This is a genomic window from Nocardia puris, assembly GCF_003315035.1.
Classification (GTDB): Bacteria; Actinomycetota; Actinomycetes; order Mycobacteriales; family Mycobacteriaceae; genus Nocardia; species Nocardia puris.
Map to the genome: position 1 here is coordinate 112,022 of NZ_QNRE01000016.1, position 22,381 is coordinate 134,402.

At 69.8% G+C, this 22,381-nt stretch carries 23 protein-coding genes and 1 pseudogene; 12 read left to right on the top strand and 12 right to left on the bottom strand.

What is annotated here, in order from left to right; translation table 11 throughout:
- Positions 1-277: 277 nt before the first annotated feature.
- Genes rpmF through mrf form a run of 3 tightly spaced genes read right to left on the bottom strand, consistent with a single transcriptional unit; the run spans position 278 to position 2,035 of the window.
- Positions 278-451: a 50S ribosomal protein L32 gene (gene rpmF, locus DFR74_RS29700; protein WP_067510726.1), complete on the bottom strand. Its 174-nt coding sequence runs from the start codon at positions 449-451 to the stop codon at positions 278-280.
- A gap of 1 nt (position 452) precedes the next feature.
- The gene (locus DFR74_RS29705) at positions 453-719 is read right to left on the bottom strand and encodes a type B 50S ribosomal protein L31 (protein ID WP_067510725.1); all 267 of its coding nucleotides are present in this window, start codon (positions 717-719) and stop codon (positions 453-455) included.
- Positions 716-2,035, bottom strand: coding sequence for a ribosome hibernation factor-recruiting GTPase MRF (mrf, locus tag DFR74_RS29710; protein ID WP_411720311.1), 1,320 nt, complete (start codon positions 2,033-2,035; stop codon positions 716-718). The genes DFR74_RS29705 and mrf overlap by 4 nt, the downstream gene beginning before the upstream one ends.
- A 119-nt stretch (positions 2,036-2,154) precedes the next feature.
- Between mrf and rpmB the strand changes: the two genes are divergently transcribed.
- The 6 genes from rpmB (at position 2,155) to DFR74_RS29740 (ending at position 5,558) form a co-directional block, all read left to right on the top strand.
- Positions 2,155-2,391 (top strand): 50S ribosomal protein L28, encoded by a 237-nt coding sequence (rpmB, locus tag DFR74_RS29715; protein WP_067510724.1) that lies wholly within the window; start codon positions 2,155-2,157, stop codon positions 2,389-2,391.
- 8 nt (positions 2,392-2,399) lie between these two features.
- Positions 2,400-2,570: a 50S ribosomal protein L33 gene (rpmG, locus tag DFR74_RS29720; RefSeq protein WP_067510723.1), complete on the top strand. Its 171-nt coding sequence runs from the start codon at positions 2,400-2,402 to the stop codon at positions 2,568-2,570.
- Between the two features lies 1 nt (position 2,571).
- The gene (gene rpsN / locus DFR74_RS29725) at positions 2,572-2,877 is read left to right on the top strand and encodes a 30S ribosomal protein S14 (RefSeq protein ID WP_067510722.1); all 306 of its coding nucleotides are present in this window, start codon (positions 2,572-2,574) and stop codon (positions 2,875-2,877) included.
- A gap of 33 nt (positions 2,878-2,910) precedes the next feature.
- A complete protein-coding gene (rpsR, locus tag DFR74_RS29730) occupies positions 2,911-3,165 on the top strand; it encodes a 30S ribosomal protein S18 (RefSeq protein ID WP_040695439.1) in 255 nt (84 codons plus the stop codon).
- A gap of 372 nt (positions 3,166-3,537) precedes the next feature.
- Complete coding sequence (locus DFR74_RS29735; RefSeq protein ID WP_067510721.1) at positions 3,538-4,527, top strand: beta-ketoacyl-ACP synthase 3; 990 nt, start codon at positions 3,538-3,540, stop codon at positions 4,525-4,527.
- Between the two features lie 38 nt (positions 4,528-4,565).
- Complete coding sequence (locus DFR74_RS29740) at positions 4,566-5,558, top strand: AvrD family protein (protein WP_067510720.1); 993 nt, start codon at positions 4,566-4,568, stop codon at positions 5,556-5,558.
- Positions 5,559-5,567: 9 nt separating this feature from the next.
- Here the strand turns inward: DFR74_RS29740 and DFR74_RS29745 are convergent, their stop codons facing one another.
- Positions 5,568-6,167, bottom strand: a complete 600-nt coding sequence (locus tag DFR74_RS29745; protein WP_067510719.1) for a TetR/AcrR family transcriptional regulator — start codon at positions 6,165-6,167, stop codon at positions 5,568-5,570.
- A 129-nt stretch (positions 6,168-6,296) separates the two neighbouring features.
- Between DFR74_RS29745 and DFR74_RS29750 the strand changes: the two genes are divergently transcribed.
- The 4 genes from DFR74_RS29750 to DFR74_RS29765 are packed head-to-tail and all read left to right on the top strand — an operon-like array spanning position 6,297 to position 10,048.
- Positions 6,297-6,923: an AAA family ATPase gene (locus DFR74_RS29750; protein ID WP_228789019.1), complete on the top strand. Its 627-nt coding sequence runs from the start codon at positions 6,297-6,299 to the stop codon at positions 6,921-6,923.
- A 36-nt stretch (positions 6,924-6,959) separates the two neighbouring features.
- Positions 6,960-8,570 carry an MFS transporter gene (locus tag DFR74_RS29755; protein ID WP_084537804.1) on the top strand — a complete coding sequence of 537 codons (1,611 nt, stop codon included), beginning with the start codon at positions 6,960-6,962 and terminating at the stop codon, positions 8,568-8,570.
- Positions 8,571-8,572: 2 nt separating this feature from the next.
- Complete coding sequence (locus DFR74_RS29760; protein ID WP_170160821.1) at positions 8,573-9,244, top strand: HAD family hydrolase; 672 nt, start codon at positions 8,573-8,575, stop codon at positions 9,242-9,244.
- A 15-nt stretch (positions 9,245-9,259) separates the two neighbouring features.
- Positions 9,260-10,048 carry an AAA family ATPase gene (locus DFR74_RS29765; RefSeq protein WP_067510716.1) on the top strand — a complete coding sequence of 263 codons (789 nt, stop codon included), beginning with the start codon at positions 9,260-9,262 and terminating at the stop codon, positions 10,046-10,048.
- Between the two features lie 87 nt (positions 10,049-10,135).
- On the opposite strand, the gene DFR74_RS29770 is transcribed toward DFR74_RS29765, so the two are convergent.
- Positions 10,136-10,702, bottom strand: coding sequence for a LysM peptidoglycan-binding domain-containing protein (locus DFR74_RS29770; protein ID WP_067510715.1), 567 nt, complete (start codon positions 10,700-10,702; stop codon positions 10,136-10,138).
- A 226-nt stretch (positions 10,703-10,928) separates the two neighbouring features.
- Here DFR74_RS29770 and DFR74_RS29775 point away from each other — a divergent pair, with 226 nt between their 5' ends.
- Complete coding sequence (locus tag DFR74_RS29775) at positions 10,929-11,399, top strand: hypothetical protein (protein ID WP_228815559.1); 471 nt, start codon at positions 10,929-10,931, stop codon at positions 11,397-11,399.
- Here the strand turns inward: DFR74_RS29775 and DFR74_RS29780 are convergent.
- From DFR74_RS29780 to sucC, 7 genes are all read right to left on the bottom strand, one after another.
- Positions 11,396-12,283 (bottom strand): TIGR01777 family oxidoreductase, encoded by an 888-nt coding sequence (locus DFR74_RS29780; RefSeq protein WP_067510714.1) that lies wholly within the window; start codon positions 12,281-12,283, stop codon positions 11,396-11,398. The genes DFR74_RS29775 and DFR74_RS29780 overlap by 4 nt on opposite strands.
- A gap of 199 nt (positions 12,284-12,482) precedes the next feature.
- Positions 12,483-14,066 (bottom strand): bifunctional phosphoribosylaminoimidazolecarboxamide formyltransferase/IMP cyclohydrolase, encoded by a 1,584-nt coding sequence (purH, locus tag DFR74_RS29785; protein ID WP_067510713.1) that lies wholly within the window; start codon positions 14,064-14,066, stop codon positions 12,483-12,485.
- Positions 14,063-14,695, bottom strand: a complete 633-nt coding sequence (gene purN / locus DFR74_RS29790) for a phosphoribosylglycinamide formyltransferase (protein WP_067510712.1) — start codon at positions 14,693-14,695, stop codon at positions 14,063-14,065. Before purN ends, purH begins: the two co-directional genes overlap by 4 nt.
- A 132-nt stretch (positions 14,696-14,827) precedes the next feature.
- A complete protein-coding gene (locus DFR74_RS36790; protein ID WP_067510711.1) occupies positions 14,828-16,396 on the bottom strand; it encodes a cell division protein PerM in 1,569 nt (522 codons plus the stop codon).
- A gap of 98 nt (positions 16,397-16,494) precedes the next feature.
- Positions 16,495-17,544, bottom strand: coding sequence for a DUF5336 domain-containing protein (locus tag DFR74_RS29800; RefSeq protein WP_067510710.1), 1,050 nt, complete (start codon positions 17,542-17,544; stop codon positions 16,495-16,497).
- Between the two features lie 185 nt (positions 17,545-17,729).
- Complete coding sequence (gene sucD, locus DFR74_RS29805) at positions 17,730-18,644, bottom strand: succinate--CoA ligase subunit alpha (protein ID WP_067510709.1); 915 nt, start codon at positions 18,642-18,644, stop codon at positions 17,730-17,732.
- A 25-nt stretch (positions 18,645-18,669) separates the two neighbouring features.
- On the bottom strand, positions 18,670-19,836 hold the full coding sequence (sucC, locus tag DFR74_RS29810; protein ID WP_067510708.1) for an ADP-forming succinate--CoA ligase subunit beta: 1,167 nt from the start codon (positions 19,834-19,836) through the stop codon (positions 18,670-18,672).
- Positions 19,837-20,940: 1,104 nt separating this feature from the next.
- Here sucC and DFR74_RS38230 point away from each other — a divergent pair.
- Positions 20,941-21,732, top strand: a pseudogene (locus DFR74_RS38230) (M23 family metallopeptidase); the annotation flags it as partial.
- Positions 21,733-22,381: the final 649 nt, after the last annotated feature.

The following is a 22,381-nucleotide window of genomic DNA, read 5'->3' on the forward strand; positions in this document are numbered from 1 at the left end:
GGACGATCGCACGGCAGTCAACGTGGTACTCGACAAGACCCATGAGGACAAGTCGCTGTCGGAGATCCTGGCCGCCCCGCCGTCGGCGCCGGCGGGGCTCACCGCGAAGCACGACGAGGTGCCGAGCTGAAGATCGAGACCATCGCCGAGCCGGCGAACAACGAGTACGTCAAGCTCGCCGCCGCGCTGGCCGCACCGGCCGGGCAGGAGGGCTGGACACGACGACGGGCCGGCGGGTGTACCCGCCGGCCCGTGAGTCGCTCCGCCCGTCCGCGATTCAGAGACGGTCCAGATCGATCAGGCCGCGGCGCACGGCCTGCACCAAACGGCGCGGCACCTTGTGCACCACACCGCCCACGGTGACCGGCACCAGGTCCGGGGCCTGCGCCTTCCACTGCGACCGGCGACTGCGGGTGTTGGACCGCGACATCCTGCGCTTGGGCACCGCCATCTCAGGACTCCTTCCCGGCGCGCACGCGCCTGCCGTACTTGCGCTCGAACTTCTCCACGCGCCCCTGGGTGTCCAGCAGGCGGTTCGCGCCGGTCCAGAACGGGTGCGAATCGGACGTCACGTCCACGACCAGCAGCGGGTAGGTGTTGCCGTCCTCCCACTCCACGGTCCGGTCACCGGTCGCGGTGGACCGGGTGAGGAACCGCTTGCCGGTGCTCGAGTCCTCGAACACCACCGGGCGGTAGTCCGGGTGGATCCCTGCCTTCACTTTCCTTCTCCTCTCTGATGATTCGGCGGCGCGACCTCGTCGAACAGGTCGGGCGCGTCCTCGCACGGGTCGGCGTGCCACTCGCCGAACGGGTCCTCCCACAGCGCGACACGCTCGGGCGCGCGCTCCACCAGCCGCAGCTCGTCGTCCTCCACCAGCGCCCAGTGCAGGGCGCGGCGGATCTCGCCGGGGTCGGCGTCGTGGGCCAGGATCACCAGCGAGATGTCGCGGTCGCCGAAGGTGTCGTCCCAGCGCAGCGCGGCCAGCGCGCGCCGATCCGGATCGGCCGCCTCGATCTCCTCGGCGTCCATCGCGGCCAGCCAGCGCCCCGCCGAGCCCACGCGCAGCCCGCCGCCCGCCGACTCCAGCCACACCACCTCGTCGGGCTGGGTGGCCAGCCACAGGCGCCCGCGCGCGGTGATCACACCCTCGAACAGCACGTCCAGGGCGTCGTGCAGGCGCGCGGGGTGGAACGGCCTGCTCGCCGCGAACTCGAAAAGCGTGACGCCGCACTCGGACCCGAGCGGCGGCTGGCCGCGCAGCAGCGGCGCGTGCGCGTCGAAGATGCGGCCGCGGCGCGCGTGCGCGGGGATGCGCGCGAGCAGGGACTCGGCTTCGGCAGCCCCCAGCGCGGTGAAGTCGTCGAACCAGCCGACCGGCGCCTCCGGCGCCAGACGGCTCAGCACCGCGCCGAGCCGTTCGCGCTCCAGCGGGTCGGCGGGGGTGGCGACCACCAGGGCGTCGGCGAAGTCGACCTGACCGACGGCCACCTGCGCGACCGTGCGGTCGTCGTCGGCGGTGGCCAGGCCGCGTTCGGCCAGCGTGTCCTCACCGGTCGCGTCGGTGAGCCACTCCTGGCCGTCCACGCAGGTCACCACGGCCTCGACGCGCACGTCGCGCCCGGCCGGGCCGTCGACGCGACCCACCACACCGGAGACCACCACGTCCTCGATGGCCTGACAGATCGCCTCGGCCTCGAAGGCGGGATCCAGCGCGAGCACGATGCGGCGCACCGAATCCCGCGCGGCCAGCGTGCACAGCAGCGGCAGCAGATCGGCGCGCAGCGTGCAGGAGACGCAGCCGTGCGCCAGTTCCAGCACAGCGCTGGAGGTGTGGGTCGCGGTGCGCACCGTGCGGCGCACGATGCCTTCGCGCAGCTCGCTCAGCTCGTGGCGGACCACGACGGTGCCGTCGCCGAGCAGCGCCGCCGCGACGTGGTCGACGCCCGCCGCGGCGGGTCCGGGCAGGCCGGCGACCAGCACCACGGGCGTCCGCCGGTCGGTCACGGGCGGGACGGGATCGGGCACTACCACCACCGGAACCCCTTTCGATAACGATTTTCATTTGCCGTCGAGCAACGGTACAGTGTCCGACAGTCATTGTCGAAAACGATTGTCATCATCCATCGGGGTGATCACCACCGGAGGGAGCCCGCATGTCGGCCCACTGCCAGGTCACCGGGCGCAAACCCGGCTTCGGCAAGTCCGTGTCGCACTCGCACAAGCGGACCAATCGCCGCTGGGACCCGAACATCCAGCGCAAGACCTACTACCTGCCCAGCGAAGGCCGCCGCATCACGCTGACCGTCTCCGCCAAGGGCATCAAGACCATCGACCGCGACGGGATCGAGGCGGTCGTGGCCCGCCTGCGCGCCCGCGGCGAGAAGATCTAGGAGTCCCCATGGCATCCAAGTCCACCGACATCAGGCCGGTCATCAAGCTGAAGTCCACCGCGGGCACCGGCTACACCTACGTCACCCGCAAGAACCGGCGCAACGATCCGGATCGCATGGTGCTCAAGAAGTACGACCCCGTGGTGCGCAAGCACGTCGAGTTCCGCGAGGAGCGCTGAGATGGCCAAGAAGTCCAAGATCGCCCGCAACGAGCAGCGCAAGGAGATCGTCGCCCGCTACGCCGCGCGGCGCGCCGAGCTCAAGGAACTCATCCGCAACCCCGCGACCGCCGACGCCGAGCGCGCTGCCGCGCAGGCGGCCCTGCAGCGGCTGCCCCGCGATGCCAGTCCGGTACGATTGCGCAATCGGGACGCCGCGGACGGTCGTCCGCGCGGTCACCTCCGGAAGTTCGGCCTCTCCCGTGTGCGTGTGCGCGAGATGGCCCACCGCGGAGAACTGCCCGGTGTGCACAAATCGAGCTGGTAAGAACCACCGATCCCGCAGAAGGAATCCCTGATCATGGCAGTCAAGCGAGCACCGTCGAAGAAGGTCCGCGCCGAGCAGGCCCGCCGCCCCAAGAAGAACCCGCTGATCGCGGCGGGCGTGGAGACGGTGGACTACAAGGATGTGAACCTGCTGCGCACGTTCATCTCCGATCGCGGCAAGATCCGCAGCCGTCGCGTCACCGGGCTCACCCCGCAGCAGCAGCGGCAGGTGGCCGTCGCGGTCAAGAACGCCCGCGAGATGGCGCTGCTGCCGTTCACCAGCCGGTAGCGAGACCTCTCCTTCCGCGCAGGCGGGGGTCCGGGTACATAACGTACCCGGACCCCCGCCTTCGTCGTTTCCGCCGCAGGTCAGGGGCCACCTGTCTCGGACACCGGAAAAGTCCGGCCATTGCACGGCTATCGATAGACCTGGGGAATCATCGGATTACTACATCCGGGCGAACTCCACGCAACCGCTCGGCGACCGCCCGGTTGACGCCCGGTGGGCGAGCAATGTCAATAGCGCATGAAGAAACGTGACCTTGATCACAAGGTGCCGTTATACAGGCGTTATAGCAATGTGATCTGACTCCGCAATTCTGGACGGGTGATACATTGATTCATACATAATTGTTGAATCACCTCTCGGGGGTGGGAGAATATGACGGCATCACGCGCCGGTCTTCAGATGATCGGAGTCTACCGGCCCGATCGCATCGTTTCCAATTCCGAACTGGCCCCGAATCTGGGGGTCGACGAAGAATGGATCATCACGCGCACGGGAATTACCGAGCGCAGATTTGCGGGGGATCATGAAACGGTAATTTCCATGTCGGCGGCGGCCGCCCGGAAAACGCTCGAGGCCACCGGGACCAGCGCGCGCGACGTCGACGTCGTCATGCTCGCGACCTCCACCTATCTGAGCAATACCCCGGCAGGCGCCGCGCTCGTCGCGGCCGAACTCGGCTGCACCGGCGCGGCCTTCGACCTGTCGGCGGGCTGCTCGGGCTACGCGCACGGCATCGGCCAGGCCGCCGCCCTGATCAATGCGGGCCAAGCGGAGAACATCCTGGTCATCGGGGCCGAGAAGTTCAGCACCGCTATCGATCAGCGGGACCGTACGGTCGCCCCCATCTTCGGCGACGGCGCCGGCGCGGCCCTCGTGGGGCCCACCGAGACCGGGCACATCCGCCGCACGGTGTGGGGCAGCGACGGCAACCGGGCGCACCTGATCCGCCAGGAGCCGAGCTGGGACGTCCTGCGCGACGACCGCACGGCGAAATCGCCGACGCTGATCATGGAGGGCACCGAGGTGTTCCGTTGGGCGACCACCGCGGTACCGGCAATCATCGCCGATATCGCCGCGGCCGGAGAAATCGCGCTCGGCGATATCGAGGTGTTCATTCCGCATCAGGCGAATCTGCGCATCATCGACGCGGTCGCACGAAAACTCGGCTGGCAGGAAGAATCCGTCGTCGTCGCCGACGACATCCGCCGGACCGGAAATACGTCGGCGGCGGCGCTGCCGCTGGCGATCGAGGACCTGGTGTCCTCCGAACGGGCGAAGCCGGGACAACTCGCGCTGCAGGTTTCCTTCGGCGCCGGTCTCTCCTACGCCGGACAGGTTTTCGACCTGCCCAAGGTCGCTTGAAAACCTGATATCGATATTTGTTCGAAAGTTGTTCTGCCATGACTGTTTCTTTCTCCAGTTACGACGAGCCCCTCGGACCCCGGGCGGGCCGCTATTTCGGTGAGGGCTACAAAAAGGTCGGCCCCGAACTGATCGATCTGCGGATCGCCCGCTCCACCGGCGTGGGCGCCATGCACACCGCGGTGGCCCGGCTCAGCTACCCCGGCTCCTGGTCCACCAAATCGGGCGGTGAACTGGTGCCGCACGTCAGCAGCGTCGACACCGTCATGCTCGCCACCTCGCTGTGCGACGCCGCGATCACCCACGCCCGCGATCTCGGCCCGGCCGAGTCCGCGCGCATGTGGGTGCGGCAGGCGTCGGTGCGCGCGGGCGCCGCGCCGCACGAGGATCTGGACCACATCCCGGTGCACGCCGAGGTCGTCTCCGAATCGGTGGCCGACGGCGGCGAGGTGGCCACCGGCTTCAAGTTCCGCGTCGGCAACCTGACCGGCAACCTGACGATCGTGCACCCCGTGGGCTCGGGCTCGCTGGATCTGCCCGGCGTCGATCACGTCGCGGGCCTGAGCGACATCTTCGGGCCCGCGCCGCACTACTACCTCAACGGCGTCAAGGACCACACGCTCACCGCCACCGACCTGATCGTCGACCCCGACGCGGGCCGCATCGTCAGCAGGCAGCACGTGCACAGCGGCGTCGAGGGCGGCTATGTCGGCGCCGAGTCGGCGTGGTGGAGCGCGGTGTCGCCGGTGGACGCCATCGTGGGCGTGGCGCAGCTGTCCCAGATCCTGCTCTACCAGCTGGATTCGATGACCAGGCGCGACAGCAACACCCTGTGGATGCGCAAGCTGGAATTCTTCGCCGAGGACCCGCGCCTGCGCTCCTCCGACGAGCCGTTCGACGGTGTGGTGGAGGTGCGCCGCGCCTCCACGATCGACCGCGGCGGCCAGCGCTGGCGCAGCGCCGATCTGCTGATCAAGGAGTTCCGCGGCGTCACCGGCACCACCCTGCTGGCGCACCAGCTGCCGGACTGAGCACCGGCCTCACCGCGACGGCGACCCGGTGCCCGCGTCGAACTCGCAGTCCTGGCCCAGCGCGCAGGCGGCGAGCGCGGCCAGCGCCGGGTCGCCGTCGGCGTGGCCGGTGGCGTTCATGGCCAGCAGTGCGTTGAGCAGCATGCCGTTGGCGATGAACTCCCTGGCTCGCTGCGGGGTGCAGCCGGTGCGCTCGACCACCAACGTGAACAGCGACGACACGAAGGTCCGTGCGGCGGCGGCGATCTGCGGATGCCCGGCCGCCGCGCTGAAGCCCTGGAGCAGCACGACGAGGACGTCGCGGTCCTCCACCAGATCGTTGTACACCGCGCCGAGCCGTTCCCAGACCTCCGGCGACGCGGCCACCGCGGGATCGGCGAGTTCCTCGGCGAAGGCGGTGAGCAACGCGCAGGCGGCGCGATCGAAAACCTCTTGGAACAGATCGGCTTTGGTGCCGAACATGCGCACCACATACGGCTGCGAGACCCCGGCTTCGTGCGCGACGACATCGGTGCTGGTGCCCGCGTATCCACCGCGCGAGAACGCGCGGCCCGCCGCCTGGAGAATCAGCTCGCGACGCTGCGCCGCACTCAACCTGGTCGCCGTCATATTGACAAGTTATCACCTGATTACTAGATTTTCGATGAACCCGGTGATACCGCATTCTCGAATGTGTATCCCCCACGCTCGCAAGGGGATACACGGCGAATGCGACACCCGCGATACAAGGACGCCCCGATGAAGGATGTACCCGCGCTACGACTGGCCGTGACCGGCGCGCCTCGTACGGGAAAGACCACCGTCTGCACCGCGCTCGCGCTGGCCACCGGCCTGGACTACGCGGCGGTCTCCGCCCCCCTGATCACCCCGACGACCGACCGGCGGCTGACCCCGACGGTGGACGCCGCGGTGCGCGGCTTCGAGCAGCGCGTCGATTCCGAGGCCAGGCTGACCGCCGGCTTCGTCTCCGACGGTTCGGTGCTCGAGGAGTGGGTGGCGGCCGAGGCGCTGCGGCGCACGCGCCGGATGCGGCACTGGCTGCTGGATCCGCGCGATCTGCCGTACCGGATCTTCGAGAAGCGGTATCTGATGGCCCATGCCGGGATCGTGAAGCGGCGGGCCGACGTGACCTACGACGGGTTCGTCCATCTGCGGATGGACTCCGGATCGGCCATCGACGGGGATGACCGGTTCCGCAAGACCATCGACCGAATGCTGCTCGACACCCTGCACGAAGGGACGGTTCCGTATCTAGTGATCGGGGGGTCGATCGAAGAAATCGTCACCCGGGTGGCCGGGATGTATCAGCTACCGCAGCTGATGCCGGTGCCCGACGCGGTCTCCGCAGCGCTGCGAGCCGCTTGAAAACCGCCGCCGCATACGGACTCTGAGGGGAATCCCATGGGCACACCAGGCCCGACCTCGCTCGACAAGCCATCCGACGCCACGCGATCCGACAGCGCGATCTGGACGCTGGTCGTGGTCGCGCTCGCGACCTTCATGCTGATGCTCGACCTGACCGTGGTCAACGTCGCGCTACCCGATATCCGCGCCGACTTCGATTCGAGTTTCTCGGCGCTCCAATGGATCCTGGACGCCTACGCCCTCGGCCTGGCCGCCGTGCTGCTGGCCGCGGGCTCGCTGGCCGACCGCCTCGGCCGCAAGCGGGTCTTCGACGTGGGCTTGGTCGTCTTCGTCCTGGCCTCGCTGGCCTGCGGTATCGCGCCGAACGACACGGTGCTGATCATCGCGCGCCTGGTGCAGGGCCTGGGCGGAGCGATCCTGTTCGCCGTCGGCCCCGCGCTGCTCGGCCACGAATTCCGCGGCAAGGACCGCGGTGTGGCGTTCGGCGTGTTCGGCGCCGTGGTCGGCCTGGCCATCGCGTTCGGCCCGCTGATCGGCGGCGGCCTCACCGAAACCCTCGGCTGGCGCTGGATCTTCCTGATCAACGTCCCGGTCACCATCGCGGCCATCGTCATCGGCTTCCTGAAGATGCGCGAATCCCGCGCGGACACACCGCCTCCGGTGGACTGGTCGGGCATGGTCACGTTCTCGCTGGCCCTGTTCTTCCTGGTGTACGGATTCATGGGCGGGCACAGCGAGGGCTGGGGCAGCGCGCAGATCGTCGGCAGCTTCGTGCTCTCGGTGGTGCTGCTCGCGGTGTTCGCCTGGTTGCAGATCTCGCGTCCCGGCCGGGCCATGTTCGACCTGACGCTGTTCCGCAACCGCACCTTCAACGGCCTGTCCGTGGTGACGGCGCTGTGCGCGCTGTCGGTGATGCCCGCGCTGTTCCTGCTCATCGCCTACATGCAGAACATGCTCGGCTTCGAGGCGTTCGCCACCGGCGTGCGCTTCCTGCCGCTGACGCTGCTGCTGTTCGTGGCCGCCGCCATCGCGGGCAGCATGGTCGCCAAGCTGGCGCCCTCCATCCTGGTCGGCGCCTCGCAGCTGCTCATCGCGGCGGGCCTGTTCGCGGTGCTGTTCATCGAGGTGGATTCGGCCTGGACCGCGCTGATTCCGGCGATGATCCTCATCGGCCTCGGCATGGGCGTGTTCAATCCGCCGCGCGCCGCGTTCTCCATCGCGGTCACCACCCCCGACAAGGCGGGCATGGCCTCGGGCGTGAACGAGACGTTCCAGCAGGCCGGCCTGGCCATCGGCATCGCCGCGGTGGGCGCGTTCTTCCAGGGCCGGGTGGAGGACAACTTCGCCGACTCCGAGATCGCCGCTCAGCTCGGTGACAGCGCGGGTGAGGTCGGCGCCGCCGTCTCGGCGGGCGGTCCCGGCGTGGCCGCGGGCGCGGTGCCCGAGGGCGTGGCCGAACAGGTCCGCGCCGCCGCGGAATCCGCGTTCGTCAGCGGACTGGAGAGCGCCATGGTCCTGGTCGGCGTGCTGGCCGCGATCTCGGGCGTGATCGCCTTCGTCACCATGCGCAAGGGCGATCTCGACGAGGCCGCCCTGGCCACGCCCGGCGTGCCCACCGACGACGCCGAACCGGCGAAGGTGAGCTGAACGTGGCGGCGACCGGGCCCCGCTTCGCGTTCACCGACGTGGACCACACGCTGCTGCGCGTCAGCACGCTGCACCACTTCGCCCGGCACTTCTTCACCGCGGCCGGGCGCGAGGACGTGCTGGCCGAACACGCCGAACGCATGCAGGGCCTGGCCGCCTCCGGCGCGGACCGGGAGACCCTGAACAAGAGCTATTACCTGCTCTGGGCGGGTGTTCCGGTCCGCGAGGTGGCCGAGGCCGCCGAGGACTGGCACGAGGGCATCCGCGCGCACCACCTCTATCGCGAGCCCGTCGTGCGGCGTCTGCGCGCGCTGCGCGCCGAGGGCGTGGAGACGGTGCTCGTGTCCGGATCGTTCCGCGCCTGCCTGCGCCCCATCGAGCGCGAATTACGGTGCGCGGCAACGCTGTGCACCGAACTGGAGGAACGCGACGGCGTCTACACCGGTGTGGTCGTCAAGTCCCTCATCGGCGCCGCCAAGCGCGCCGAGGTGGAGGCGTTCGCGGCCGGTTCCGGCGGGCACGACTTCGCCGGCGACCACGCCTTCGGCGACCACATCAGCGATGCGCCCGTGCTGGCGGCGGTCGGGCACCCGGTCGTCGTCCCCGTCGATCCCGCGCTGGAAACCCTTGCGCGCGAACGCGGCTGGGAAGTGCTGCGTGACGAGAAACCCTGAGATCGGAGAACGACCGTGTACCTAGTCGGCGGACAGCGGCGCGACAGCCTCAAACTGGCCATCTCGGGCACCTACGGCGTCGGCAAGAGCACGACGACCGAGACCTTGTCGATCGCCACCGGCATCCCGCGCACCCACGCGCTCACCTCCCGCGAACTGCTCATCGACCTGGCGCCGGGCAAGACCGTGATGGAGCTGAACTCGATCGAGCTGCTGCAGCTGGGCCTGCGCCGCTTCGAGGAGCGGGTGCACAACGAATCCCGCGACGACTCCTTCATTTCCGACGGTTCGGTGGTGCACGAGTGGGTGTACGGCACGGCCCGGATGGCGGTGGGCATCAACCCCGGCGCGGGCCTGCTGCTGCGCACCGTGAAGAAGGCGGCGGGCATCGGCCGCAAGAAACCGCTGATGGAGTACACCGACATCATCGGCGACATCGTCAAGGAGCGCGCCGCGCGGCTCTACGACGCCTACGTGCACCTGCCGGTCGAGTTCGAGATGAAGCAGGACGGGCACCGGCCGGTGTCCGAACCGTTCCGCATGCTGTCCGACGACACCCTGCTGGAGGTGGTCAAGGACATCGGCCTGCCCTACGAGGTGGTGGGCGGCACCGTGCACGAACGGGTTTCGCGGATCATCGAACTGTTCGACCTGGAGACCGTGATGCCGGTCGACGAGGCCATCGCGGAGGCCAAGCGCCGCGTCACGCAGGCCACGGCGGTGCTGGAGGACGACGATCGGTTCAAGGCCGCCCAGCGCAAGAAATCGTTGTGGCGCAAGCTTTCCTATGCCATGCGCTACTGACACGAACCAGTTGTATTACGCGGACGTGGGACCCCGAGCGAAAGATCCGGGGTCCCACGTCATTTCCGTAGGCGTGCGCGACGCGACTTACGGGATGGTCAGTACCTGACCGGGGTTGATCAGATCGGGGTTCGCGATGCCGGAGGCGTTCGCGATCTCCTGGTAGCGGTTGCCGTCGCCGTAGAAGCGCTCGGCGATGGCCCACAGGGTGTCACCCGGCTCGACGGTGTAGGTGCGCACCTCGGGCGCCGGCGGCGGAGGCGGGGGCACCTCCTCGGCGACCGGGGCGGCCGCGACCGGCTCCGGCGCGGGCAGCGGGTTGTCGGTGTGGGTCCCCGAGGACCACGCCGCGCTGCCGTCGGTGCCGTACAGCACCACGTTGCGGTCCGCCTGCACGACCAGGCGGTCCACGCTCTTGCCGTTGGTCTCGGTGGACCAGGCGGCGCCCTCGCCCTTGTAGAGGACGAAGTTGCCGTCCGACTGCAGGGCGGCGCGCTCGACACCCTGATCGTGGGTCTGGGTGGCCCAGACGACCGTGCCGTCCGGCTCCGACAACACGAGGTTGCCGTCCGGCTGCAGGGTCAGGGTGTACGCACCGCCGGTCAGGGACTGGCCGAGACCGAGTTCTTCGCCTACGCGCAGCGTGTCGCCCACGTTGTTCCTTTCGAAGTTTCCTGCACAGCATTCGAATCCGATGCTCGCCCATGTCCCACCGGCGCGCATCGAGGGCGAATCTACAGTCCGGACGCCGGGTTGGGGAGGATTACGCGCACGGTTCGCGGAAAGTTCACTGTGTGGGCAATGTCAAACACCCGCGAGCCCCATCGGGCCTTGGGAGCGGGCAGAATACGCGTGCGCCCGCGAGGCTAGGGTGGTCCCTATGAACCCGATGCCGCGTCGCCGTCTCGCCACCGCTCTCACCGCGCTGTTGCTCGGCCTCGCCGCCTCGGGGTGCGGCGGCGGCACCGATGACGATGCCGCGCAACCGGATCCGGCGACGAGCGCGGAGTCCACCTCGCCCGCCGCGCCGAGCGAGGTGCAGGCACCGCTCGGCGACCCGGTCACCCCCGACCCCACGATCGTCGATCCGCGCCCGATTCCGTTCACCACGTGGGCGCGCGTGGCCGACGACCGGATCGCCGTCAACTTCCAGATGGGGGCGCCGGAGTGTTTCGGCATCGATGCGACCACCACCGAGACCGACGAGGCGGTCACGGTGGCGCTGCGCTCGGGCACCCGCGCCGACGCCGTCGGCAAGATGTGCGTGATGATCGCCGTGTTCGCCACGCTGGAGATCCCGCTGGACAGGCCGCTCGGCGACCGGGCCGTACTCAGCGCGACCGAGGGCTAACCGCGGCCGACGGTGTAGGCCATCGCCTGTTCCAGGGTGGGGTCGGCGAACTCGAAACCGTTGCTCACCAGTACCTTCGGCACCATCTTGTGGCCGTGCAGCAGTTCGGCGCCCGCCTCGCCGCCGACCAGCTTCAGCACGCCGCCGGGCAGGGTGAGCAGGGCTGGGCGGCGCAGCGCGCGGGCGAAGGCCGAGGTGAACTCCTTGTTGGTCACCGCCTGCGGCGCCACCAGGTTGACCGGGCCCGACACCGAGAAGGTGAGCAGCCAGCGCACGGCCGACAGCCAGTCCCGCAGCGAGATCCACGGCACGTACTGGCGGCCGTGGCCGAACTTGCCGCCGAGCCCGAGCTTGAACAGCGGACGCAGACCCGTCACGATCATCGAATCCCAGGCCAGCACATTGGACGTACGCAGCAGCACCACGCGCACCCCACCGGCGGACGCGGCGGCCGTCGCGGCCTCCGCGTCCCGGCACATGGTGGCGAGGAAATCGGGGCCGTGCGGGGCGAACTCGTCGACGTCGGCATCACCGGTATCGCCGTACCAGCCCGCCGCCGAGGCGTTCAGCAGCACCGGCACTTTGGCGTCGGCCACCGCGCGGGCCAGCACCTCGGTGGGCTTGATGCGGCTGTCGCGGATCTCCTGCTTGTACTCGGGGGTCCACCGCTTGCCCGCGACCGGCGCGCCGCACAGGTTGATCACCGCGCCCGCACCGGCGACGATCGCACTGTCGAACTCCGAACCGTAAGGGTCCCAGGTGATCTCGTCGGGCGCGGCGGCCGCGCGGCGTACCAGGCGGACCACCTCGTGACCGTCGGCCCGCAGGGTGGAGACGAGATGCTGACCCAGATGTCCCGATGATCCGGCGACTACGATACGCATGCGTACATTCTGCCCTATGGAAGTATCCGAATGGGCGTTGCGTCACGTATGTCCGGATCGGTGATAGCAGAGCGAATCCTCGAAATGCATTGCTACCGCGCGATATAGCGGATGCCGATCGGGAAGTTCTCTCGGACATGTGACCAAAGACAGCGAGGGCGAACGCCTATCGCGTCCGCCCTCGCCGCAGAAACCTCGCTCAGTGCGCGAAGTGCCGCGACCCCGTGAGGTACAGCGTGACCCCGGCCTCCTTGGCCAGGTCGATGGTCTCCTGGTCGCGCACCGAACCACCCGGCTGCACGATGGCGCGCACACCGGCCTGGATCAACTGCTGCGGACCGTCCGGGAACGGGAAGAACGCGTCGGAGGCCGCGACCGACCCCTTGGCCCGGTCACCCGCGCGCCGCACGGCCAGCTGCACCGCGTCCACCCGGTTCACCTGGCCCATGCCGACGCCGACCGACGCGCCGTCGGTGGCCAGCAGGATGGCGTTGGACTTCACGGCGCGGCAGGCGCGCCACGCGAAGCCGAGATCGGCCAGCGTCGCCGCATCGGCGGGCTCGCCCGCCACCAGCGTCCAGTTCGCCGGATCGTCACCCTCGGCGTCGAGGATGTCGCGCTGCTGCAACAGCACGCCACCGCTGATCGGGCGCAGCTCCACCCCGGCCCGCCGCGGCGGCTCGGCGACGAGGATGCGCACGTTCTTCTTGCGCTGCAACACCTCCACCGCGCCGTCGGCGTAGGACGGCGCGACGATCACCTCGGTGAAGATCTCGGCGACCTGCTCGGCCATCGCGAGGGTCACCTCGCGGTTGGCCGCGATCACGCCGCCGAACGCGCTCACCGGATCGCAGGCGTGCGCCTTGCGGTGCGCCTCGGCGATATCGGCGCCGATCGCGATACCGCACGGGTTGGCGTGCTTGATGATCGCGACCGCGGGCGCGTCGTGGTCGAAGGCGGCGCGCCAGGCGGCGTCGGCGTCGGTGTAGTTGTTGTACGACATCTCTTTGCCGTGCAGTTGCCGCGCCTGCGCCAGGCCCGCGCCGCCCTCGTCGGCGGTGTAGAGCGCCGCCGCCTGGTGCGGGTTCTCGCCGTAGCGCAGCACCGCGGCGCGCTCCCAGGCGCCGCCCACCCACGCCGGGAACGGGGTCTCGGCGGGCTCGTCGGCCACACCGGGCGCGAGCACACTCGTCATCCAGCTCGCCACCGCGACGTCGTAGCTCGCGGTGTGCTGGAAAGCCTTGGCCGCCAACGCCGTCCGCTCGGCAAGGGTGAAGCCGCCCGCGGTCACCGCGGCCAGCACCGATTCGTAGTCGCCGCTGTCCACGACCACCGCGACCGACGGATGGTTCTTCGCGGCCGCGCGCACCATCGACGGGCCGCCGATATCGATCTGCTCGACGCACTCGTCGGGGGTCGCGCCACTGGCGACCGTCTGGGTGAACGGGTACAGGTTCACGACCACCAGCTGGAACGCCTCCACGCCCAGCTCGGTCAGCTGGTCGAGATGCTCCTGCTTGCGGGTGTCGGCCAGGATGCCCGCGTGCACGCGGGGGTGCAGGGTCTTGACCCGGCCGTCCAGGGTCTCCGGGAAACCGGTCAGATCCTCGACCTTGGTCACCGGGATGCCCGCGTCGGCGATGCGGCCCGCGGTGGAACCGGTCGACACCAGTTCGACGCCCGCCGCGTGCAGCCCGGTCGCGAGCTCCACGAGCCCGGTCTTGTCGTACACGCTCACCAGCGCCCTGCGGATCGCCTTGCGATCTTGGCTGCGCTCACTCACTGGCGTACCCGCTCATCTGGAATTACTGCCTTTCGTCCGTCGGAGACAATGCCTCGCGTCGCGACGGCGGCGACGACCTCCGCCAGCAACCGTCGCTCGACAACCTTGATGCGCTCGTGCAGGGTGGCCTCGTCGTCGCCGGGCAGCACCGCGACCGGCTCCTGCGCCAGGATCGGCCCGGTGTCGATGCCCGCGTCCACCAGATGCACCGTCGAGCCGGTGACTCGCACCCCGTAGGCGAGCGCGTCGCGCACGCCGTGCGCGCCGGGGAAGGACGGCAGCAGCGCGGGGTGGGTGTTGATGATCCGGCCGCCGAAGCGCTCCAGGAAGACCGGGCCGAGCAGTTTCATGAACCCCGCCGAGACCACCAGGTCGGGCTCGTGCGCGGCGACCGCGTCGGCGAGCGCGACATCCCAGGCCGCGCGGTCGGGGAAGTCCTTCAGCCGCACCAGGAAGTGCGGGACCCCCGCCGCCTCGGCGTGCTCGATGGCCGCGCAGGTGCGGTCGACGCCGACGGCGACGATCTTCGCGGGATAGCCGGGCGCGCTCGCCGCCTCCAGCAGGGCGCGCAACAGCGACCCGGTGCCCGAGGCGAGGACGACGACGGTGGCGGGCGCCGCGGCGGGCACCCACTGGGCGTGCGGAGACGTCAGCGCTCTACTCCCTGCGTATCGGGTGGCGGGTGGCGGAAACGAAGGCCGCCGACGTCAAAGCCTAGTCGGTGGGGGTGCGGGCACTTCCGGCCGGTGGTGGCGGCGGCGTCAGCGACGGCCGGGGGCGGGGTCGGGCTCCTGATCGGATTCGACCACCTCGGCGTCGACGATGTCGGCTTCCTGCGCGCGGGGTGGTGACGCGGTGACGGCGGGTTCATCGTCGACCAGTTCGGCGTCGAGGGCGTCGTCCTCGTCGTAGCGGTCGTCGTAGTTGTGGTGGTCGTCGTCCGCGCGGAGGTCGTCGTCGTAGTGGTCATCGTGCGCGCGGACGTCGTCGTAATCGTCGTCCGCGTAGTGATCGTCGTAGTCGTCGTAGCCGTAGTGCTCGTCGTCGTACCGGTCTCCGGCGTAGCGATCGTCGTCGTAGTCGCCCGCGCCCATATACGCCGTCCCGGCCGGGACGAGGAACCACCGGGCACAGACCAGGCCCACGTACCCCGCGACGGCCAGCCAGCCGACGCACGCCACCGCGAAGATCGGCAGGTGCACGCCCACCCGGCCGAACTCACCCAGCTCGCCACCGGCCAGTGCGGCGAGCAGCACCAGCACCACGGTCGCGATCCCGGCCGAGGTCAGCGTCGCCCACGGCGCGGTGATGCGGTCGTCGGAGGTGCGGGCGGCGTCCACACCGCCGAGCACGCCCACCGCCGCGGGAATCACCAGCAGCGCGGCCCACCAGACGGCGGCGGGCCCGGTCGGCACCGCGGCGACCACCGGCAGCGCGGGCACCGGGCCCCCGACAACGGAGAACAGGCCCACCGACGCGTCACCGAACCCGACCGTCGCGCCCATCAGCACGCCGAGCGAGCCCACCACCACGTTCGGCAGGTACGCCAGCGACAACAGCGTCAATCCGATGACGCCCCACGCGTTCCCCGCGCCGTCGTAGGTCTCGCCGATCACCGACCAGTGCGCGAGCAGCGACACCACCGTCACGGCCGCCGCGCACGCGAGCAGCCGCAGCATCGTGCGCCACGCGCCCACCGCGCCCGCGAGTGCCCAGTCGGGCACCGGCGCGAGCGCGAGCAGCCGCCCGCGCATGGTGGTCGCGATCCCGGCGCCGGCCGCGAGCAGATGCAGACCGCCGACCCAGGCGAAGGCCACCAGGGTGTTCGGCGGTTGCAGCGCCACCACCGCCGAGGCGTCCTCGGCCACGGCCGAGCACACCGCCGTCACCACCAGCGGGCCGCCGACCGCCGCGCCGACGACCCAGCCGATGTCGGCGCGCGTACTGTCCGCCCGAACCGCGTGGGCGCATTCGCGGAACGCGAGCCACAGCAGCAGCGCGGTGGGCAGCAACGGCAACAGGCCCAGCGTGGTCTTGCCGATCACCAGCGGAACCTGGTGCGCGGCCAGCCAGCTCGCGGCCATCGCCCCCGACGCGCCCGCCATCCCGCTGCCCGAGGCGAGCAAGGTGATCAGCACCAGCGCGATGATCAGCGTCAGCGCGAACGTCGCGGGCCGCGCCGCGACCAGCAGCAGCACCCGCGCGCGCTCCGGGGTGAGCGCGCCGAATCCCGGTTCGCCCGCCTCGGCCCGCGGTTCGCTACGCACGGCGGGCACCGATCCGGTGCGATTCCCGGTCCAGCGGACGAGAGTGTTCCGGGGTGGGTTCATGGCAACTCAGCGTGGCACCCTTCCCGAGTGACGAGGGGCAGGCGCGCCGCGAGCACCCACCCTGGCCGGGTAGGTGCTCGCGTGGGACCCGCATGGACTTACTTGTTGTCCTCCGACGGGCGGAACGCCTGCGTCGCGTCCGAGGCCGGGTCGGCCGGCTTCTCGCCGCCGAACGGCTGGTTCGGCTGGGCCTGCTGGCCGTAGCCCTGCTGGCCGTAGGACTGCTGCTGACCGGCCTGCGCGCCGCCGAAGTGCTGGGTGGCGGCGTCGGGCTGCTGCGCCGGGGCCGCGCCGTAGGGCGAAGCCTGCTGCGGCGCACCGTAACCCGCGGGCTGCTGGCCGTAGGACTGCTGCCCGTAGGACTGGCCGGCCTGCTGGCCGTAGGTGGGCTGACTCGGCTGGCTCTGCTGGCCGTAGGACTGGCCCGGCTGACCGTAGGTCGGCTGGCTGGGCTGGCTCTGCTGGCCGTAGCTCTGCTGCCCGAAGGACTGGCCCGGCTGCTGACCGAAGGACTGACCCGGCTGGCTCTGCTGGCCGTAGCCGCCCTGGCCGTAACCCTGCTGGCCGAAGCCCTGGCCCTGCTGGCCCGGGTAGCCGCCCTGCTGCTGCGGCGCGCCGGCCGGCTTCGGGGCGGGCGCGGAGATGATGCCCGCGTCGAACAGCACCGCGACCACCGCGACCGCGGCCTGCACGAGTGCGAGCACGATCAGCACCCACGCGCCGAACTCGGTCTTGTAACCCTCGGGCAGCGTGAAGGTCTGGAAGAGCAGGGTGAGGAAGCCGGCCACCGAAGCCGCGGCGGCGGCGCCCTTCCACTCCTGCTTGGGCAGCACGGACAGGCCCGCGAGCAGACCGCCGAGCAGCAGCAGCGCCAGCGCGGGCGGGATCACCACGAAGCCGTTATTGCTGTCACCGGTGACGGTGATGCCCCCGCTCGACGCCTCCATCACCGCGAACGGCAGGAAACCGAGCAGGAAATTGATCGCGCCGAGCGCGGCGACACCGACCACCAGCAAGAACGGCAGGCCCTTGGCATCGGAACCGGAAGCGCTCGCGCCGGTACCACCGCCGGCCGTCGAAGCGGGGCTGGCCGGTGTGGAGGGCGTCGCGGGTGTGTTGTACCCGGAGCCCCCGGTCGGGTATGACATGTCGTCGTCTCCTACGTCGAGTCGTTGTACTTCGGCTGGATCGCTCCTGACGCTACTGCACGAGCCCGCCGAGGTCACCCTCAACGAACTGGGCGTACGGCCACGAGTCGCGCGCGGGCCGCGAAAACCGGTGGCCGCCTTCCGCGATGCGAGCGGAAGACGGCCACCGGTGCGCAGCGTGCGGGTCAGGCGCTGACGCTCGCCTTCTCCAGGATCTCGCGGGCCAGCGCGGCGGTCTCGGACGGCGTCTTGCCGACCTTGACGCCCGCGGCCTCGAGCGCGTCCTTCTTCGCCTGGGCGGTGCCCGACGAACCGGAGACGATGGCGCCCGCGTGGCCCATGGTCTTGCCCTCGGGGGCGGTGAAGCCCGCGACGTAGCCGACCACCGGCTTGGTGACGTTGGCCTTGATGTAGGCCGCGGCCCGCTCCTCGGCGTCGCCGCCGATCTCGCCGATCATGACGATGAGCTGGGTCTCGGGGTCCTTCTCGAACGCCTCGATGGCGTCGATGTGGGTGGTGCCGATGACCGGGTCGCCGCCGATGCCGATGGAGGTCGAGAAGCCGAAATCACGCAGCTCGTACATCATCTGGTAGGTCAGCGTGCCGGACTTGGACACCAGGCCGATCGGGCCCTTGCCGGTGATGTTGGCCGGGGTGATGCCCACCAGCGACTCGCCCGGGGTGATGATGCCGGGGCAGTTCGGGCCGATGATGCGGGTCTTGCTGCCCTTCTCCAGGTTGTAGGCCCACGCGTAGGCGGTGTCCTGCACCGGGATGCCCTCGGTGATGACCACCAGCAGCGGGATCTCCGCGTCGATGGCCTCGATGATGGCGTCCTTGGCGAACTTCGGCGGGACGAACGCGATGGACACGTCCGCGCCGGTCTCCTTGATGGCCTCGGCGACGGTGCCGTACACCGGCAGCTCGACGGCGTTGCCCGCCTTGTCGGTGTGCGCGACGGTGGTGCCCGCCTTGCGCGCGTTCACACCGCCGACGATCTGGGTGCCCGCCTTCAGCATCAGCGCGGTGTGCTTGGTGCCCTCGCCGCCGGTGATGCCCTGGACGATGACCTTGGAGTCCTTGTTCAGGAAGATAGACATTCTCTTTGTCCTTACTCGGCCGTCGTCAGCGGGCGGCAGCCAGTTCGGCGGCCTTGTCGGCGCCTTCGTCCATTGTCTGCGCCAGCGTCACCAGCGGGTGCGCGGCATCGACGAGGATCTGGCGACCCTCTTCGACCTTGTTGCCGTCCAGGCGGACGACCAGCGGCTTGTTGGCCTCGGAACCGAGGATCTCCAGCGCCTTCACGATGCCGTTGGCCACGGCGTCGCACGCGGTGATGCCACCGAAGACGTTCACGAAGACGCTCTTGACCTGCGCGTCGTTCAGGATGACGTCGAGCCCGGCCGCCATCACCTCGGCCGAGGCGCCGCCACCGATGTCGAGGAAGTTGGCGGGCTTGACGCCGCCGTGGTTCTCCCCGGCGTAGGCGACCACGTCCAGGGTCGACATGACCAGACCGGCGCCGTTGCCGATGATGCCGACCTCGCCGTCGAGCTTGACGTAGTTGAGGTCGTTCTCCTTGGCCTTGAGCTCCAGCGGGTCGGTCGCGTCCTTGTCGGCGAACTCCGCGTGGTCCGGGTGGCGGAAGTCGGCGTTCTCGTCCAGGGTGACCTTGCCGTCGAGGGCCAGGATCTCGTCGGAGGGGGTGCGCACCAGCGGGTTGACCTCGACCAGGGTGGCGTCCTCGGCGACGAAGACCTCCCACAGCTTCTGGATGGTCACGGCCGCGGCGTCGAGCACCTCGGCGGGCAGGTGGCCCTGCTCGGCGATGGAGCGGGCGAAGGCGAGGTCGACGCCTTTGACGGCGTCGACGGGGACCTTGGCCAGCCGGTCCGGCTTGGTCGCGGCCACTTCCTCGATCTCCATGCCGCCCTCGACCGAGCACATGGCCAGGTAGGTGCGGTTGGCGCGATCGAGCAGGAAGGAGATGTAGTACTCCTCGGCGATGTCCTTGGCCTCGGCGACCAGGATCTTCTTGGTGATGTGGCCCTTGATGTCCAGGCCGAGAATGTTCGACGCGTGCGTGAACGCGTCCTCCGGGGTGGCGGCGTACTTCACGCCACCGGCCTTGCCGCGGCCGCCGACCTTCACCTGGGACTTGATCATCACCGGCTTGCCGATTTCCTCGGCGATGGCGCGGGCGTCGTCGGCCGTGTCCGTGACTCGACCCTCGGACGAAGGCACTCCGTGCTTAACGAAGAGCTCCTTCGCCTGATATTCGAAGAGATCCATGTACTCACCGTCTCGTCTGCGTTGTGATGACAACGTCTTTGTTGGCGGCCCGACGTCGGAGCGGGTCGGGTCGGACTCTAACCAGTCACATGGAGGGCCAAACGGCCACGTTCATCGTAAGTGGCGCAGGTCACGACCAGTTACCGAGGTCCCGAAAAACCGCTGGCCAAGGCTACTGATGAGTAGGCACGGACGCCGTGCCAGGTAGAACCCGAGAAGGGGCGATCTACTACATTCCGTCGTCGCGAGACCTCACTCGCGTGCCCCGAAAACAGTGAGTTATTCCGTGGCGTTACCGTGATGAATCTCACATGTTTGGACAGATCGGCCGCAGCGCTTGCGGACCCTGCAATCGTTTCGTTACCGTCATTGCGGTCGATGTCACAACTAGGTCACGACTCCGTTGTTCCAATGCTGAGGAGGACGGCAAACCTTGACGCACCACAGCGCACCGCAGTTGGTGAGCCGATCTCGAATCATGCCCGTGACCTCGCCGATATCGCCGCCCTGCCGAGCTCTCGGCGCCTCCACCCGTTTCACGATGTGGCTCCGCCGATGAATCCTCGCTCCACCCTGGCCGCCGGTGGCCGCGCGCGCTCCGGACATCGCTACCGCGACGACGACGAGCCGTTCGCCCACGCCGAGCCGAACAGACGCTCGTTCCCGTCGTCCAACCATCGCTACGGCACTGCCGCGCCCGCCGGATACGCGGGCACGCACCGCGACGCCGAGGCCCCGGCCGCCGCCTGGCAGGCCGACGCCGAATGGAACCGCCAGGACTCGTGGTCCGACGGCGGCGCCTGGAACACCGCGCGGAACTCCTGGACCCCCGACGCCGACGAGGCGTGGACGCCCGCCCCCGCGTCCGAGGGACGCTGGTCCCCCGACGCCGACAACGCGTGGACGCCCGCCGAGGACGACGCCTGGCAGCACGGCCGTGACGAATCCGGCCGCGACTGGTCCGCGCCACAGGGCGAATGGACTCCCGAATCTCAGGGCAGCTGGGCCCCCGAGTCCCAGGGCGAATGGGCCCCGGACGCGCAGGGCGAATGGGCCCCCGAGGCCGAGCGCGAATGGGACTCCGACAGCGCGTGGACCGAGGCCGGCGACGAGCGCCCGACCCCCACCGTCATTCCCGCACGCACCTCGCGCCGCCGCGGTGGCGCGCACCGGGTGCCCGCTCCGCCGACCGCGCTGAAGGGCCGCGCCGCGGTCGTCGCCGTCGCCGCGGGCGCGGTGGTCGCCGCCGGACAAGCCGCCAGCGCCTCCACCGACGAGCCGTCGCACACCATCGACTACGAGGCCGCGGGGCAGGTCCACGAGATCGCCGCGCAGTCGATCAGCCTGGCCGACCCGGCCGCCGCCGCCTCCCCCGACTCGCCGCAGATGCTCAACGTCACGGCCCCGTCCAATCTCGGTGAGTTCAACGAGATCCTGGAGAAGGGCCGCAAGTACGCCGAGGAGCTGGCCGCCGCCGAGGCCGCCAAGCTGCGCCCGCTGTTCGCCAGGTTCGCCGCGGGCAACTTCACCTCCGGTTTCGGCGCGCGCTGGGGTGTGCAGCACCTCGGCATCGACGTCGCGGGCCCCATCGGCACCCCGATCTACGCCGTCGCCGACGGCACCGTCATCGAGGCGGGCCCGGCGGCCGGCTTCGGAATGTGGGTGCGGATCCTGCACGACGACGGCACCGTCACCATCTACGGCCACATCGACACCGCCACGGTGTCGCAGGGCGAGCGGGTGCTGGCCGGCGACCAGATCGCCACCATGGGCAACCGCGGCTTCTCCACCGGCCCGCACGTGCACTTCGAGGTCTGGCTCAACGGCGTCGACAAGGTCGACCCGGTGCCGTGGCTGGCCACCCGCGGCATCAGCCTCGGCCAGATGCGCGACTGAATCCACGCGATCACTCGGCCTCAGGTCACCGGTCGGGCGCCGTGTTCGGTTATGCACCGGGGTGCGGACGGCCGTGCCCGGCTCGATCCACCGGGTGGGCGGCCGCGCATCCTCGCCGAATGTCGCGCCCTGGAATCCGCCCACCGCGGTCGCGGACTGCCGACCGGTCCGGTGTACAGCTCATCGGCTCCCACCCCGTCGCGGAGTCCCCTGTTCGGCACAGGCGGCCGTGATCAACAACGTGCATAGCGCACAGCGTCAGGTCGGCACAGCGGGAAGCGGCCGCCCGTCGCGACGAGAGGCGTTTCGCCGCTGGTGACGATTACGACGTCGCACCAGCCGACCAGTAGCCGTGGACCCTTTCCGCGCTACGTCGTGGCCATCGGTGGCACCATCGGACCGACGATGCGGCATCGTGGTCGGTACCCGTGCGGGTGCTGATCGACGCGGTGGACAGCCTTGCGCGTTGCGATGTTCGGCCAGAGAAGAGGCCACCACGCGCGCAGCACGTGAACGTGGTCGGCCCCCGCGTCGGATCGCCCGCACGCTCGATCCGGTGTGCTGATCTGCGCCCGGCACGTGCGCCTGGTCCCCGGTGTGACCACGCGCACCCGCGTGAGGAACGGCACGCTTCCCGTGCTCGGATTCG

What these genes read in the sequence shown, in the direction of transcription:
- rpmF (WP_067510726.1), bottom strand. Translation starts at nt 451, where the DNA reads ATGGCGGTGCCCAAGCGCAGGATGTCGCGGTCCAACACCCGCAGTCGC.
- rpmB (WP_067510724.1), top strand. Translation starts at nt 2,155, where the DNA reads ATGTCGGCCCACTGCCAGGTCACCGGGCGCAAACCCGGCTTCGGCAAG.
- rpmG (WP_067510723.1), top strand. Translation starts at nt 2,400, where the DNA reads ATGGCATCCAAGTCCACCGACATCAGGCCGGTCATCAAGCTGAAGTCC.
- rpsN (WP_067510722.1), top strand. Translation starts at nt 2,572, where the DNA reads ATGGCCAAGAAGTCCAAGATCGCCCGCAACGAGCAGCGCAAGGAGATC.
- rpsR (WP_040695439.1), top strand. Translation starts at nt 2,911, where the DNA reads ATGGCAGTCAAGCGAGCACCGTCGAAGAAGGTCCGCGCCGAGCAGGCC.
- DFR74_RS29735 (WP_067510721.1), top strand. Translation starts at nt 3,538, where the DNA reads ATGACGGCATCACGCGCCGGTCTTCAGATGATCGGAGTCTACCGGCCC.
- DFR74_RS29740 (WP_067510720.1), top strand. Translation starts at nt 4,566, where the DNA reads ATGACTGTTTCTTTCTCCAGTTACGACGAGCCCCTCGGACCCCGGGCG.
- DFR74_RS29745 (WP_067510719.1), bottom strand. Translation starts at nt 6,167, where the DNA reads ATGACGGCGACCAGGTTGAGTGCGGCGCAGCGTCGCGAGCTGATTCTC.
- DFR74_RS29750 (WP_228789019.1), top strand. Translation starts at nt 6,297, where the DNA reads ATGAAGGATGTACCCGCGCTACGACTGGCCGTGACCGGCGCGCCTCGT.
- DFR74_RS29755 (WP_084537804.1), top strand. Translation starts at nt 6,960, where the DNA reads ATGGGCACACCAGGCCCGACCTCGCTCGACAAGCCATCCGACGCCACG.
- DFR74_RS29775 (WP_228815559.1), top strand. Translation starts at nt 10,929, where the DNA reads ATGAACCCGATGCCGCGTCGCCGTCTCGCCACCGCTCTCACCGCGCTG.
- DFR74_RS29780 (WP_067510714.1), bottom strand. Translation starts at nt 12,283, where the DNA reads ATGCGTATCGTAGTCGCCGGATCATCGGGACATCTGGGTCAGCATCTC.
- DFR74_RS36790 (WP_067510711.1), bottom strand. Translation starts at nt 16,396, where the DNA reads ATGAACCCACCCCGGAACACTCTCGTCCGCTGGACCGGGAATCGCACC.
- DFR74_RS29800 (WP_067510710.1), bottom strand. Translation starts at nt 17,544, where the DNA reads ATGTCATACCCGACCGGGGGCTCCGGGTACAACACACCCGCGACGCCC.
- sucD (WP_067510709.1), bottom strand. Translation starts at nt 18,644, where the DNA reads ATGTCTATCTTCCTGAACAAGGACTCCAAGGTCATCGTCCAGGGCATC.
- sucC (WP_067510708.1), bottom strand. Translation starts at nt 19,836, where the DNA reads ATGGATCTCTTCGAATATCAGGCGAAGGAGCTCTTCGTTAAGCACGGA.